General features: G+C 61.2%; 12 protein-coding genes. 11 read left to right on the top strand and 1 reads right to left on the bottom strand.

The window, feature by feature from the left end:
* Positions 1-65 precede the first annotated feature (65 nt).
* Positions 66-266 carry a hypothetical protein gene (locus GE107_RS23875; protein WP_219643914.1) on the bottom strand — a complete coding sequence of 67 codons (201 nt, stop codon included), beginning with the start codon at positions 264-266 and terminating at the stop codon, positions 66-68.
* Positions 267-393: 127 nt separating this feature from the next.
* On the opposite strand from GE107_RS23875, the gene pth reads away from it, so the two are divergent.
* From pth to GE107_RS23820, 11 genes are all read left to right on the top strand, one after another.
* Positions 394-966, top strand: coding sequence for an aminoacyl-tRNA hydrolase (gene pth / locus GE107_RS23870; protein WP_219643912.1), 573 nt, complete (start codon positions 394-396; stop codon positions 964-966).
* Positions 967-1,068: 102 nt separating this feature from the next.
* Positions 1,069-1,299 (top strand): anti-sigma-F factor Fin, encoded by a 231-nt coding sequence (gene fin / locus GE107_RS23865; protein ID WP_219643911.1) that lies wholly within the window; start codon positions 1,069-1,071, stop codon positions 1,297-1,299.
* Between the two features lie 166 nt (positions 1,300-1,465).
* Entirely contained in the window at positions 1,466-4,990 is a 3,525-nt protein-coding gene (mfd, locus tag GE107_RS23860; RefSeq protein WP_219643909.1) for a transcription-repair coupling factor, read from the top strand.
* Positions 4,977-6,104, top strand: coding sequence for a peptidylprolyl isomerase (locus tag GE107_RS23855; RefSeq protein WP_219643907.1), 1,128 nt, complete (start codon positions 4,977-4,979; stop codon positions 6,102-6,104). Before mfd ends, GE107_RS23855 begins: the two co-directional genes overlap by 14 nt.
* Before the next feature lie 174 nt (positions 6,105-6,278).
* Positions 6,279-7,748 (top strand): methyl-accepting chemotaxis protein, encoded by a 1,470-nt coding sequence (locus GE107_RS23850; protein WP_219643905.1) that lies wholly within the window; start codon positions 6,279-6,281, stop codon positions 7,746-7,748.
* Between the two features lie 188 nt (positions 7,749-7,936).
* A complete protein-coding gene (spoVT, locus tag GE107_RS23845; protein ID WP_219643903.1) occupies positions 7,937-8,479 on the top strand; it encodes a stage V sporulation protein T in 543 nt (180 codons plus the stop codon).
* Positions 8,480-8,647: 168 nt separating this feature from the next.
* Positions 8,648-10,378 (top strand): oligosaccharide flippase family protein, encoded by a 1,731-nt coding sequence (locus tag GE107_RS23840; protein WP_219643900.1) that lies wholly within the window; start codon positions 8,648-8,650, stop codon positions 10,376-10,378.
* 8 nt (positions 10,379-10,386) lie between these two features.
* Positions 10,387-11,877 (top strand): bifunctional methyltransferase/pyrophosphohydrolase YabN, encoded by a 1,491-nt coding sequence (yabN, locus tag GE107_RS23835; protein WP_219643898.1) that lies wholly within the window; start codon positions 10,387-10,389, stop codon positions 11,875-11,877.
* A 194-nt stretch (positions 11,878-12,071) separates the two neighbouring features.
* A complete protein-coding gene (locus tag GE107_RS23830) occupies positions 12,072-12,347 on the top strand; it encodes an HU family DNA-binding protein (protein WP_219643896.1) in 276 nt (91 codons plus the stop codon).
* Between the two features lie 3 nt (positions 12,348-12,350).
* The gene (locus GE107_RS23825; RefSeq protein ID WP_219643894.1) at positions 12,351-12,629 is read left to right on the top strand and encodes an RNA-binding S4 domain-containing protein; all 279 of its coding nucleotides are present in this window, start codon (positions 12,351-12,353) and stop codon (positions 12,627-12,629) included.
* Positions 12,630-12,725: 96 nt separating this feature from the next.
* Positions 12,726-13,811, top strand: a complete 1,086-nt coding sequence (locus GE107_RS23820) for a lactonase family protein (RefSeq protein WP_219643892.1) — start codon at positions 12,726-12,728, stop codon at positions 13,809-13,811.
* Positions 13,812-13,840: the final 29 nt, after the last annotated feature.

Genomic DNA, 13,840 nt, shown 5'->3' with positions numbered 1-13,840 from the left:
AAAGGTGACGTAAACCTCCGAAGCCTGTTCCGATCACTTTTTTGGAGGCGACGGAGAAAATCCTCTCAGTACCCTGGGCGGGAGACGAAAGTGAACTGCCTGCGGCTGTAGAAAATATTGTTGACCTTCACGAATTCTTTGCCATAATATTCGATGAACCCGATGTCGCTGTGATCTCGGCCGCAGTAAATTTGAATGGGTACTTCCGATACCATATGATCTTGGAAGTGGCGGTCGTCGAAAATCATTTGGCCATTGAGATACATCCGTTCACCCTTCTTTCCCGTAATCATGATCTATAAATTAGGACACGCAGGGGTGCCGATTCGTTGCATCCGCCTGAAAATTTTTCCGATTCCGCACGCCGGATGATCGTTGGAGGTTGATGGACACATGCGTTGGATCGTCGGACTGGGCAATCCCGGCGCAGAATATGAAGCGACCCGCCATAACGCGGGATTTTTCGTGATCGACGAGCTGGCCCGGCGCTGGAACGCCGGAAGCTTCCAGAGCAAATGCAAGGCGATGATCGCCGAGGCCCGGGTTCAAGGCGAAAGGGCGGCGCTCATCAAACCGATGACCTACATGAATTTGTCGGGGGAATCGGTCCGTGCCTACATGGATTATTTCAAAGCGAAGCTGGAGGACGCGATCGTCGTTTACGACGACCTGGATACGCAGGTGGGCCGAATCCGGCTCCGCTATCAAGGAAGCGCGGGCGGACACAACGGCATCAAATCGATCATCCAGCATACGGGCACTCAAACCTTCAACCGCGTGCGCATGGGGATTTCCCGCCCCAAACCCGGCATGGCGGTCTCCGATTACGTGCTGGCTCCTTTCGCCAAAGCGGAGATCCCCGAGGTGAGGCGGATGGTCGAAGAAGCCGCGGATGCGGTCGAATACGCCTTATCGCATACGTTCGAGCAGACGATGGCCAAATTCAACGGAAGCTCCGGAGAATAGATTGGGCAGGGAGTCCGCTTAAAAGTCGCGAGTGACGGGCATACTGAAGGGAGCGGGCGCGCATGCCGCATGCCGCATATCCCCCCTTCAGGAGGCATACATATGGCTGTAAACTATGAGTGCCGACATTGCCGTATGCCGCTCGGACGATTCGAGAACGAGCAAGTCCCCGAATACCGGCTGGGCCTGCAATTCTTGACCCCCGAAGAGCGAAAGCGTATAATAGCGTATGATTCGAACGGGGACGTGACGGTTAAGGTCATTTGCGAGTACTGCAGCCAGACGCTGGAAACCCATCCCGAGCTGGTGCTGCTGTCCAATCCGCTTCAATGAAAGCCTGCGTCCCGGCGCATTGTTGAACCTGTATGGGGCCTTGGCATGAGCCGGGCTCTTTTTTATGATGGATACGAAAACTTAAGTCGGGCTTCGATGTCTATCCGTCCGAAAAGGACGCGCAGCCGATTTGCTTGTATGGTTTCGTTTTCGGGAGGGAAATGTCATGAACCCGCTACTCCAGACGATCGTCACGGATTCCGATCTGGTCAGCGTGATGAACGGGATCCGCGGCGGCATGAGGGAACAGCTGGTCGCCGGGCTGTCGGGTTCCGCGCGCCAGGCGATCATTGCCGGAATGTTCCGCGAGCTGAATAAACCGCTTCTGATCGTGACCCATAATATGTTCTCCGCGCAGAAGATGGCCGACGATCTGCAGGAGTGCCTGCCTTCGGGCGAAGTGCTGCTGTATCCGGCCAATGAACTGATCGCGGCCGAAACGGCGATTTCCAGTCCGGAGACGTCCGCCCGGCGCCTTGAAGTTCTCCTGAAGCTGGCGGCCGGGTTTCGCGGCGTAATCGTCGTACCGTTCGCAGGCGTACGAAGGTTCCAACCGGCCCGTCAGACGATGGCGGAGTCCCGTATCGAGCTGAAGGTCGGAGAAACGCTTCCGCTTGAAACGTTTTTGCGGGATATGGTGGCTCTCGGCTACGAACGCGTGGACCGCGTCGAGCAGAAGGGCCATTTCAGCGTGCGCGGGGGCATCGTCGATTTCTTCCCGCTCGCTTCTTCCATCGCCTATCGGGTGGAATGGTTCGACGACGAGATCGACTCGATCCGGACCTTCGATCCGACGGACCAGAGATCCATCTCCAAGCTGGAAGCGTATTCGGTCTCCCCTTGCCGGGAGTTGATCGCCGACGCGCGAAGATTCGCCAATGCCGCGCAGCATGCCCGAGAATTGCTGGATAAGCAAGTCGAGAAAATGTCCGACCGGCAGGCGAAAGAACGGCTGGAAGCCGAGATTTCCCGGGAAATCGAACTTTTGAGACAAAACGTCTATTTTCCCGAAATTTATAAATACGTTTCGCTGCTGTATCCGGAACGCCAGACGCTGCTGGATTACATCCCGCGCGATACGCTGATCGTCATGGACGAACCGAACCGGCTGGCGGAAACGGCCAAGCAGCTGGAGCGCGACGAATCGGAATGGAGCGTGCACCTGCTGCAGCAAGGCAAAACGCTTCCCGGCTTCGTTCTCGCCGTTCCGGGCGATCAAGCGTTGTATTCGAAACAGTTCCAGACGGTTTACATGTCGCTGTTCGTGCGGCAAATCCCCCATACGCAGCCGCAGAACATCGTCAATTTCGTTTGCCGGTCGATGCAGAATTTTCACGGACAAATGAACGTATTGAAGGCGGAAATGGAGCGCTGGCGAAAGAGCGGCGCCCGGATCCTGATGCTGGCGGGCAGCCCGGAACGGGCCGACCGCATCCGCCGCGTGCTGGACGATTATCATATCGAGCCGCCGGAAATTCTGCTGGGGAACCTGCAAAGCGGGTTTGAGCTTCCTTCCGTGCGGCTGGTCGTCATTACCGAAGGCGAAATGTTCACCCAGAAGCAGCGGAAGGCGCGCCGAGTTGACCGCCATCTCGACAATGCCGAGCGGATCAAGAGCTATACCGAGCTGAAAGTCGGCGATTACGTCGTCCATCAGAACCATGGAATCGGCAAATACCTCGGGATCGGGACGATGGAGGTCGCGGGCATCCACAAGGATTATCTTCACATCCTCTATGCCGGCGGCGACAAGCTCTCGGTGCCCGTGGAGCAATTCGATCTCATTCAGAAATATGTCGGCGCGGAAGAGAAAGAACCGAAAATCAACAAGCTGGGCGGGCAAGAATGGAACCGGGTAAAGTCGAAGGTCCGTTCGTCCGTGAAGGACATTGCCGACGATTTGATCAAGTTGTACGCCTCCCGCCAGGCCACGAAAGGCTTCGCGTTCGGAGAAGACACGACCTACCAGCAGGAATTCGAGGCGATGTTTCCGTATGAGGAGACGAACGATCAGCTCCGGTCGATCCGCGAGATCAAAGAGGATATGCAGAAGCCGCGGCCGATGGACCGGCTGCTCTGCGGCGACGTCGGCTACGGCAAGACGGAGGTCGCCGTGCGTGCGGCGTTCAAGGCGGCGATCGAGGGCAAGCAGGTTGCGGTTCTCGTGCCGACGACGATTTTGGCCCAGCAGCATTACGAGACCTTCCGCGAACGGTTTTCCGGCTATCCCTTCAACATCAAAGTGCTGAGCCGCTTCCGCAGCCGCAAGGAACAGAACGACACGATCAAGGGACTCCGGGCGGGGACGGTCGACGTCGTCATCGGCACGCACCGCCTCCTGTCCCAGGACGTCGTATTCAAGGATTTGGGCCTGCTCATCGTGGACGAAGAGCAGCGGTTCGGCGTGTCCCACAAGGAGAAGCTCAAGAAGATCAAGACGAACGTGGACGTGCTCACGCTGACCGCGACGCCGATCCCGCGGACGCTGCACATGTCGATGCTGGGCGTGCGGGACTTGTCGGTCATCGAGACGCCGCCGGAGAACCGGTTTCCCGTTCAAACGTATGTCGTGGAACACAGCCCGACGCTCGTGCGGGAAGCGATCGAGCGGGAACTGGCGAGGGACGGCCAAGTCTATTATTTATACAACCGGGTTCAGGGAATCTACCAGATGGCGGAGCAGATCGGCGCCCTCGTACCGGATGCCCGAGTGGCCGTCGGCCACGGCCAGATGTCCGAGCAGGAGCTGGAGCGGACGATTCTGGATTTCCTCGACGGGGAATACGACGTGCTCGTCAGCACGAGCATCATCGAAACCGGCGTGGACATTCCGAACGTCAACACGCTGATCGTGCACGACGCCGACAAAATGGGCCTGTCCCAGCTCTATCAGCTGCGCGGGCGCGTCGGGCGGTCCAATCGCATCGCGTACGCCTACTTTACCTACCAGAGGGACAAGGTTCTGACCGAAGTGGCGGAGAAACGCCTGCAGTCGATCAAGGAGTTCACCGAGCTCGGGTCCGGCTTCAAAATCGCGATGCGCGACCTCGCGATCCGGGGCGCGGGCAACCTGCTCGGAGCCGAGCAGCACGGCTTTATCGCGTCCGTGGGCTTCGACCTGTATTCCCAAATGCTTGCCGAGGAGATCAACAAGCGCAAGGCCGAATGGCAAGGGACGGGAGAGGCCGCCATTCAGCCGGTGAATACCCAGCTCGATTTGGCCGTGGACGCCTACCTGCCCCCCGACTATATTTACGACAGCATCCAGAAGATCGAAATTTACAAGAAGGTGGCCGGATCCGCATCCCTCGAGGACGTGTCGGACCTGTTCGACGAGCTGTTGGACCGGTTCGGCGATCCTCCGAAGGCCGTGCTCAACCTGCTCGCCGTCGCCCGGCTTCGCATTTACGGGCGGCAGTATGGCGTCGACTCGATCCTTCGGCGGGGAGACGAAACCGTCTTGAAGTTCGAAGACCGCAGGGCCGGCGAAGTCGAGCCTTCCAAGCTGAAAGCGATGGAGTCGAAATTCCAGGGCCGGCTCTCGGTCACCCTGTCTTCGCAGCAGCTGTCGGTCAAGCTCAAGACGAGGGGACTCGATGAGGATGCGCTGTTGGCGCTTGTCGAAGAGTTTCTGGTACAATACAAGGAAGTCCTAAAATCGAAGGGAGAACTTCAGGATGTTGCACCCTAAACGCGCATCGGCGCGCCGGACCGCTCTGCTGGTCTTGGCGGCGGTGCTGCTGGCCGCGCTGCTCGCCGGATGCGGCAAGAAGAACGAGAAGCAGGAAACCGGGCTCCCCGGCGCCGGGCAAGGGAAGGTCATCGCCACGTACAAGGGCGGCGAAGTGACCGAAGGGGAGTTCGACAAGTATACGGCTTTTATGGAAGTGTCGGATCCCCAGACCGCGATGTATCTGCAGATTCCGCAGTTCAAGGAGCAATTCGTCCGCCAGTGGGCGCTGTACAAAGTGCTGGCCGGACGAGCCTCCGCCGATCAAGCCAAAGCCGCGGACGAGGACGTGAAGAAGTTCGAGACGGACATCGGCAACGCTTTGAAAACGAACGCGGACCTGAAGAAAACGCTCGATGAGAAAAAATTGACAGTCGACGAAATGAAGCGCATCGTGAAGGTGCTGGCTGCAGGCAACCAGATCGCGAAGGCCAAGAGCGACGAGTTCGCCAAAGCCGTCACCGACGCCGAAATCAAAGCGGAATACGATAAAGTCAAATCGGACTACAACATCGATACCGTTCGCCACGTGCTGGTCGCCACCACCGACTTGAAAACGGGCAAGCAGCTGAGAACGGACGAGGAAGCGCTGAAGCGCGCCAAGGAAGTGAAGGACAAGCTCGAGAAGGGCGGCGATTGGAAGACGATCGCCAAGGAATACTCCGACGATGAGGGCTCCAAGGACAACGGAGGCCTGTACGAGAAGCAGCAATCTAAGGGCTGGGTGACGGAATTCAAAAACGCCGCCAACACGCAGCCGATCGGCGTCATTGGCGATCCGGTCAAAACCCAATACGGCTACCACGTCATGAAGGTGGAGAGCCGCGAAGAGACGCCGTACGACAAACTGGCCCAGGCGGACAAAGACCAGCTGAAGCAAACCGTCGTGAACGCGAAGGTTCAGGACTACCTGCAAGCCGAAGACGAGAAGCTGGACATCAAAGTGACGCTGCCGGCGGAACCTTCTCCGTCCCCGTCCGCTTCGCCGACGGCCTCGCCGTCCGGCTCGCCGGCCGCATCCCCAACCGCAACGCCGTCGTCTTCCCCGACTGCGTCGGCAACCGCAAGCAAGTAATGAGAAGCGTGCCGGGACTCCCAGTGCCGTGAATCCCGGACGGGCAATGAAGCCCTGCAAACGTATAGGCAAAGGTTCGGTTCGGACCTTGCGCGCCTTGCGTTTCGCGGGGCTTTGTTGTTTGTCCGGACGGTTCGGGCGCAGCGCCGGCACAGGAAACGGAGTGGAACCGAGATGATCAAATGGCTCAGCATGAAGACGTATCGGCGAATCAACGAAGAATTGGCCCGGCTTGCCGGCGGTGATTTCTCGTCCGGCTACGGAGGAACCGCCGGGCCGAAATCGACCTTGCTGACGGCGATCAAGAGAACGGCCCGAAGCTTGAAGTCGCTCGTCCGGGCGGTTAACCGTTCTTCGGAGAAGCTTCACCTCAAGGTGGAGGAAATGGGGGCCAGGTCCGCCGCCATCGCGGAACAAGTGGAGACGGTTACGGTCACGATCCGGGATATGGCGGAGGCGATGCAGGAATCCTCGGTGCACGTGACGGATATCGCGGCGGAAATGAACCGGATCAACGGCTATTTGGAAAATGTCAATCGAAACAACGCGAAACTCGTGGAAGATGCGGTCCGGTTCTCCGGAGAGGTGGCCGCCGGGGGCCGAGAAATGGGTTCCGCCATGGAGCAGATGGGCCGGATTTCGGAGGACGGCGCCGCCGTCGAGCAAGGGATGCAGCGGCTGTCCAAGTCCATCGGGCTCGTTACGGGCATGGCCAGGCTCATCGAGGAGATCGCCGATCAGACCCGGCTGCTCGCGCTGAACGCCGCGATTGAAGCCGCCCATGCGGGGGAGCAAGGGAAGGGGTTCGCGGTCGTGGCCCGCGAAATTTCCAAGCTCGCGGAGCAAACCCGGCAGGAGGCGCTGGGTATCCGGAGCGCGGTCCACTCTGCCCGCGAAAACGCGGGACAATTGAACGATTCCGTCGTCCGGATGCAGGAAACCGTGGGCGCCGGCATGCAGACGATGCAGTCCGCCACGGGCAACTACGAGCGGATCGAATCGTTCCTGGCCGGCATCCTGGAGAACATGCGGGAGATCGAGGGCCAGCTGGCCGGAGTCGCATCCAGCACGATTTCCGTTACGGCTGCGGCGAACCGGGTTTCGGCCGCGTTCGAGGAAGCGGCGGCCGGCAGCGAGGAAGTGCTCGCGTCCGCGGAAATCCAGCTGCAGAACGTGCAAGGGCTGAAGGACGGCATCCGGGAGACGGAGCGGGACAGCCAGTCCCTGCGTTCGGTCGTTTCCCAATTCAAGCTTCCCGTCCCGGCTGCCTTACATCCCCTGCAGCAGCAAGTCGACCGCTTGATCGAGCGTGCGATGGGGATCCGTGCGATCATGGTGTCCATGATCGAATCCCGCGACATGGATACGATCCGGGAGTGGCATCGGAAAAAGGAGGAGCAGGAAGCGGGGATGGCCATCCTGTTGCGGGAAATCGGGAATCAAGCGGCCGGGGAAACCGACAAAGCCTATTTTCAAGCCCTGTTAAGGCTCTGGGAGGCGTTTGACGAAGCGAAGGACCGGAATGCCCGTTGGATGCTGGAGGGCGAATTCGACAAAGCGAAGGCCGGGCTGGTCGGCCTGGGCAGGGAACGGTTCAAAGCATTCGTGGACCTGGCCGGCGAATGGATGGAGTCCGGCTCGTAAGGGCGGTTGGTCGTTTCTGCCAGCAGAGGGCAAGCGCATAAGAAAATGGGAGGGGTTGAATACTACACCTACGAATCCATGTCACCTATTTCCGGGGCACTCGCGTTCGCGGATACATGCCGGTCAGATTCCCAGCCGGCGCAGCAGCTAATGGTCAAATCACCTAAGAAAGTGGGGCAACAGCAGCCATGAAAGCAACCGGGATTGTACGCCGCATCGACGACCTCGGCCGGGTCGTCATACCGAAGGAAATCCGCCGTACGCTCCGCATACGGGAAGGGGACCCGCTCGAGATTTTCGTTGACCGGGACGGCGAAGTCATTCTCAAAAAGTATTCCCCCATCGGAGAACTCGGCGACTTCGCCAAGGAATACGCCGAATCCTTATACGAAAGCACGGGCCATATTACGATGATATCCGACCGTGACACGGTGATCGCGATTGCCGGCGCCTCCAAGAAAGAATATTTGGACAAGCCGATCGGATCCGTGCTCGAGAACTGCATGGAGAGCCGCAAAATCATGCTGGAGGCTGGAGCCGGGAGCTTCGAGATCATGCGGGACGGCGGCGAAAATTTCAGCTCCTTCGTAGCGGCGCCGATCGTCGCCGGCGGGGATCCGATCGGCACGGTCGTCCTGCTGAGCAAGGAAGAGGGCGTCACCATGGGCGAGATGGAGAGCAAGATGGTCGAGACGGCGGCCGGATTCCTGGCCAAACAGATGGAGCAATAAACGCGCGCCAGCCGCTTCCCGGACGAGAAGCCTTCGTTCCGGGAAGTTTTTTGCTGTATTTTAACCAGGAGCTCCCTGAGGTGACTCGTGCCGGGCTGCGGATTGGTTTATAATGCGAACATGGAGTTTCTGCAATACCATAGTACGACCGACGGGAGAACAATCGGCATGTCAACGGAAAGGAACCCCAAACCGCCTTCGGGCAAACGGATCCTGCAGGGAGCGGCGCTCCTGGGCGGGGCGGCGCTCGTGTCCAAGCTCATCGGGACGGTGCAGAAGATTCCGCTTCAGAATTACGCGGGGGACGAAGTGTTCGGGTTATACAGCGCGGTGTACGCGCTCGCCGTCATGTGGATGACGCTGGCGGCCGCCGGCGTTCCGACCGCCGTCAGCGCGCTCGTGGCCGAGCGGGAGGCGGAGGGAGACGAGTCGGGAGCGCAGCGGATCGTGCGCTGGTCGCTCGGCCTGCTGTGCGCCAGCGGGCTTGCGGCGTTCGCCGCGCTGCAGTTCGGCGCCCCCTTGTTCGCCGATTGGATGGGAGCGCAGGGCGCGGAAGCGGCGATCCGCACGTCGTCCATCGCGCTGCTCGTCGCGCCGGCAACCGCCGTGCTGCGGGGTTACCGGCAAGGTCAGATGCGCATGCTGCGGCCGGCGGTGTCCCAAGTGGCCGATCAGACGGCGCGGGTGGCCTTCATGCTCGTCATGCTGGCCTGGGCGGTCTCCTCCGGCTGGAGCGCTCCGGCGGTCGCGGCCGCCGTACACGGAGGATTGGCGGCCGGCGCCGTGGCGGGTTTGGCCGCCATGCTGTGGCCGGAGCGGTCAAGGAAGGACGAGGGCGTATGGATACCCGGAAGCGGGGCCAAGAAGACGTTCTCTGCGAATCCCGGAGAAAGACCCACCCGTATCGTGTTTTTGCCCGAATCCCGGAAAGCCCTCGTGCGGAGCATTATCGGCGTCGCCTTGCCGGTGGCGGCCGCCTCGGTGGTCGCTCCGCTATTCGGGCTGATCGACGCGTTCACGATCCCGAGGCTCCTTCAGCAAGAAGGCGCGGACCCCGCGCAATCGCTGGCTTTGTTCGGCGTCTATAACCGCGGCATCGCGCTGCTGCAATTGGTGCTGATGGGCGCGGCGGGCGCCGCAGCCGCGCTTGTGCCCGCATTGACCGCGTCGCGCGCGCGGGGCGGCGATGCGGCGGATGCGGCCGATAAGGCGGCCAATGCGCTGCGGTGGGCCTGGTGGCTGGGCGGAGCGGCCGCCATCGGCCTCGCGCTGCTGGCTTCGCCGATCGACGTCGCGCTGTTCGCGGACGATGCCGGCAGCCTGGCGATCGCTTTGCTCGCGCCGGCCGCCGTCTTCGGCACGGTGCAGGCGGTGAGCGGCGGCCTCCTTCAGGGCCGGGGAGACTTGCGTTCCCCGGCCGTCAATCTCGCGGTGGCGGCGGTTTTCAAGCTGGCGCTGAACGCGCTGTTGGTGCCGGCGTACGGCATCACCGGCGCGGCTGCCGGCATGGTCGGCGCGTACGCCGCCGCCGCGCTGCTTAACGCGTTGTCGCTGCGCCAGAAGCTCGCGGTGCCGAGCGTACGTCTCGCCGCCGCTTGGCGCCCCGCCGCCGCGCTGGCCGTGATGGCCGCGGCCGTCGCCGCCGCCGCGCTGACGCTCGGCGCGCTCACGCACGGCCTGCCGGCACGCGCCGGGGCGCTGCTCACCGCACTTCCCGGCGTCGCCGTCGGCGCGGCCGTCTTCGCCGGCGCGCTGATCGCCGCCGGAGCCGTCGGCCCGCGGCAATGGCGGGAGCTGCCCGGCTGCGCGGCGGGCTCCCGCATGGATGCCTGGCTCACGAGGCTGCAAGCCGCCGCTGGCCGCCTGGCTCCCTCATCCCCAACATCCCGGGAAGGATGATCGCCAAGATGACCCCAACCATCACCGTCGTCGGACTCGGCTCCGGCGGCGAAGACCAACTGACGCTCGGCGTCCTGAAGACGCTCGAGCAATCCCGCCTCCGTTTCGTGCGGACGGCGGACCACCCGGCCGTTCGCGACCTGTCCGCGCGAGGGATCGAATTCGCGTCTTTCGACGCCGTATATGAAGCGCGCGATTCGTTCGAAGACGTGTACGACGCGATCGCGGACAAGCTGCTGGAAGCCGCTGCCGATTCCGCGGCCGATACGGTAGTTTACGCGGTGCCCGGCCACCCCATGGTCGCGGAGCGCACCGTGCAGCTGCTCCGCGATCGTGCTCCCAAGCAGGGAACCCGGCTTCGGCTGCTCGGAGGCGAGAGCTTCCTCGACCAGGCGTTCGTCCGGCTCGGCTTCGATCCGATCGAGGGCTTCCAGCTGCTCGACGCCGCGGATGTGACCCGCGAGCATCTTCGCCCCCGCTTGCACACCGTCATCGGACAGGTGTATGACGCCTTCACCGCTTCGGACGTGAAGCTGGCGCTCATGAACGTGTATCCCGACGATTACCCGGTCGTGGTTGGACAAGCGCTCGGCGTCCCGGGCCAGGAGCGGATCCTGACCGTCCCGCTGCATGAGCTCGACCGGCTTGACGCTTACGGCAATCTTACGCTCGTGTACATACGCGCGGACCAGGGCGAACGGCTCCGCCGCCGGTCGTTCGAACGCCTCCACGAAATCGTAGGCATCCTGAGGAGCCCCGAAGGCTGCCCGTGGGACCGGGAGCAAACCCACCAATCGATCCGCAAGAACTTCATCGAAGAGACTTACGAGGCGGTCGAAGCGCTCGACAACGACGATCCGGACGGCATGAAGGAAGAGTTCGGAGACGTTCTCCTGCAGGTGCTCCTGCACAGCCAGATGGAAGAAGAGGCGGGAACGTTCGACGTGTTCGACGTGCTGGCGGAGCTGAACGACAAGCTCATTTTCCGGCATCCCCACGTATTCGGAGGGGAGAACGCCGAGGACGCCGAAGAAGCGCTGAGGAACTGGGAGCAGATGAAGGCCGAAGAGAAGCGCCGCAAAGGCGTGCCCGAGCGGACTTCGGTGCTCGACGGCATCCCGAAGGATTTGCCGGCCCTTCCCCGCGCGTACAAGCTGCAGAAGAAAGCCGCCGGCGTCGGCTTCGACTGGCCCGACCTCGAAGGCGTCTTCGACAAAATCGAGGAAGAGCTGGCGGAGCTGCGCGAAGCCGCGGCAGGCGAATCGCCGGAACGGAAAATCGACGAGCTTGGCGACCTGCTGTTCGCCGTCGTGAACGCCGCTAGATTTCTCAAGGCCGATCCGGAGGAGGCGCTCGCGGGCACCAACCGCAAATTCTCCTCCCGTTTCGCCTATATCGAAGAGAGACTGCGTATAAGCGGGAAAACTTTTGACGAGACTGATTTACTAGAGATGGAAGAATGGTGGCAGGAGGCGAAGAAGCGTCCCGGGCGAGGCTGAATATTGGTTCCGAAGTCCCGAATTCGGCACCGTTCCGGCGTATTCTGCTTTTTTCGAGAAAAATTTTGCACGGCCGGCAGGATTTTTTTAACAAAGAGCAGAATAGTATTCTTCGTGCTTCATCCAACAAACGCTGAATCCCCGTTATAGACGGGACGGCGAAATAATCAACGATATTGGGAGGAATTTTAGCAATGGCGAACAAAACCGACCTGATCAACAACATCGCAAGCAAAACCGGTTTGACGAAGAAAGACGTAGAGTCCGTGCTCAACGGCTTCCTGGGCGAAGTAGAGAGCGCTCTGGCCAAAGGCGACAAAGTCCAGCTGATCGGCTTCGGCACTTTCGAAACCCGCTCCCGTTCCGGCCGCGTAGGCCGCAACCCGCAAACCGGCAAATCCATCACCATCCCGGCTTCCAAAGTTCCGGCATTCAAAGCCGGCAACAAACTGAAGGACGCTGTCAAGTAATTCATGCGTCTGGATAAATTCCTGAAGGTGTCGCGCCTCATCAAGCGCCGCACCGTCGCGAAGGACGTGTCCGATCAAGGGCGCGTCCTTCTCAACGGTAAGGAGGCCAAACCGGGCAGCGTCGTCAAGCCGGGGGACGAGCTCGAAATCCAGTACGGCCAGCGCACCGTCACCGTGCGCATCGAGCGGCTTGCGGAGTCGGCGAAGAAGGAAGACACCGAAGGCATGTATACGGTGCTCAAGGAAGAGTTCCGCAAAAACGAGGGCCCTTCGTTTCCGTAATGCCGCTATTTTGGTAGAATGGAATGGGCATCAATCATGCAAGCGACCATGCGCCGCCCACGAGGCGGCCTTTTGCATAGGAACGGGGGTAATGACATGACGGCAAACCGGAAGTGGGAAATTTGGATCGGCGCTTACGCACCGCCTGAAGAGGTAAGCATCACGAGGCTCGAGCTGGACGGGGAAACCGGGGAGTGGGCGAAAACGTCCGAGTATGGCGGAACCAGCAATCCGTCGTTTCTTGCGCTTAATCGTGCGGGGACGGTGCTCTACACGGTGAGCGAGTCGGAAGAAACAGAGGGCCAGCCCGGCGGACGGATGATCGCCTATCCGATCGACGAGGAATCCCGCAAGCTCCAGGACGGTTGGGAGCGCCTCACGCATAGCGCGGGGCCGTGCCACGTCTCGCTGGACCCCGACGAACGGTGGCTCGCCGTGGCGAACTACAACGGCTCCTCGGTCACGTTGTATCCGCTGGAAGCGGGCGGCAAACCCGGCGACGCCATGGTCCGCTTGCGCCATTCCGGCTCGGGGCCGAATCCGGAGCGGCAGGAGAAGCCCCATCCGCACTCCGCGGTATTCGACCCGCTGGGGGGCAGGTTTCTATACGTTCCGGATCTGGGGATTGACCGGATCGTCGTCTACGAGAACGTCGAATCCGGCACCGACTGGACCGGTGTCGGCGCCGCGGTCCTCTCTCCGGGGGACGGCCCCCGTCACTTCGCGTTCCACCCGGACGGACGAAGCGCCTATCTCGTAAACGAGCTGAGCAGCAGCGTCACCCGATTCCTGCATCCGGAAGCGGGCGTGCTGGAGCGCCAGGAGACGGTGTCCACGCTGCCTGGCCACTTCCAGGGCGGCAATACGTGCGCGGAAATCGCCGTATCGCCCGACGGCCGGTTCGTCTATGCCAGCAACCGCGGACATGACAGCATCGCCGTTTTCCGTCTAGACGAGGAATCCGGCGCTCTTCAGCCTGCCGGTCATGTCTCCACCCGCGGCAGGACGCCCCGGAACTTCGCGATCACGCCGGACGGACGCTGGCTGCTCGCCGCCAACCAGGATACGGACAACATCGCGCTGTTCCGGGTCGATGCGGCGACGGGCTTGCCGATCTATGCCGGCACCGAGATTCCGGCACGCAAGCCGGTTTGCGTCCGGATCAACCCGGGATTGCGTTGAACTGTAATCCCCTGCAGATAAAAAAGAAT

Origin of the sequence: Cohnella sp. CFH 77786 (assembly GCF_019400745.1) — a bacterium.
Classification (GTDB): domain Bacteria; phylum Bacillota; class Bacilli; order Paenibacillales; family Paenibacillaceae; genus Cohnella.
The sequence above is the reverse complement of the archived record's forward strand: the minus strand, read 5'-3'. Positions and strand labels throughout refer to the sequence as shown.

Coding starts and splice junctions, on each gene's coding strand:
- GE107_RS23875 (WP_219643914.1), bottom strand. CDS start 266: ATGTATCTCAATGGCCAAATGATTTTCGACGACCGCCACTTCCAAGAT.
- pth (WP_219643912.1), top strand. CDS start 394: ATGCGTTGGATCGTCGGACTGGGCAATCCCGGCGCAGAATATGAAGCG.
- fin (WP_219643911.1), top strand. CDS start 1,069: ATGGCTGTAAACTATGAGTGCCGACATTGCCGTATGCCGCTCGGACGA.
- mfd (WP_219643909.1), top strand. CDS start 1,466: ATGAACCCGCTACTCCAGACGATCGTCACGGATTCCGATCTGGTCAGC.
- GE107_RS23855 (WP_219643907.1), top strand. CDS start 4,977: ATGTTGCACCCTAAACGCGCATCGGCGCGCCGGACCGCTCTGCTGGTC.
- GE107_RS23850 (WP_219643905.1), top strand. CDS start 6,279: ATGATCAAATGGCTCAGCATGAAGACGTATCGGCGAATCAACGAAGAA.
- spoVT (WP_219643903.1), top strand. CDS start 7,937: ATGAAAGCAACCGGGATTGTACGCCGCATCGACGACCTCGGCCGGGTC.
- GE107_RS23840 (WP_219643900.1), top strand. CDS start 8,648: ATGTCAACGGAAAGGAACCCCAAACCGCCTTCGGGCAAACGGATCCTG.
- yabN (WP_219643898.1), top strand. CDS start 10,387: ATGACCCCAACCATCACCGTCGTCGGACTCGGCTCCGGCGGCGAAGAC.
- GE107_RS23830 (WP_219643896.1), top strand. CDS start 12,072: ATGGCGAACAAAACCGACCTGATCAACAACATCGCAAGCAAAACCGGT.
- GE107_RS23825 (WP_219643894.1), top strand. CDS start 12,351: ATGCGTCTGGATAAATTCCTGAAGGTGTCGCGCCTCATCAAGCGCCGC.
- GE107_RS23820 (WP_219643892.1), top strand. CDS start 12,726: ATGACGGCAAACCGGAAGTGGGAAATTTGGATCGGCGCTTACGCACCG.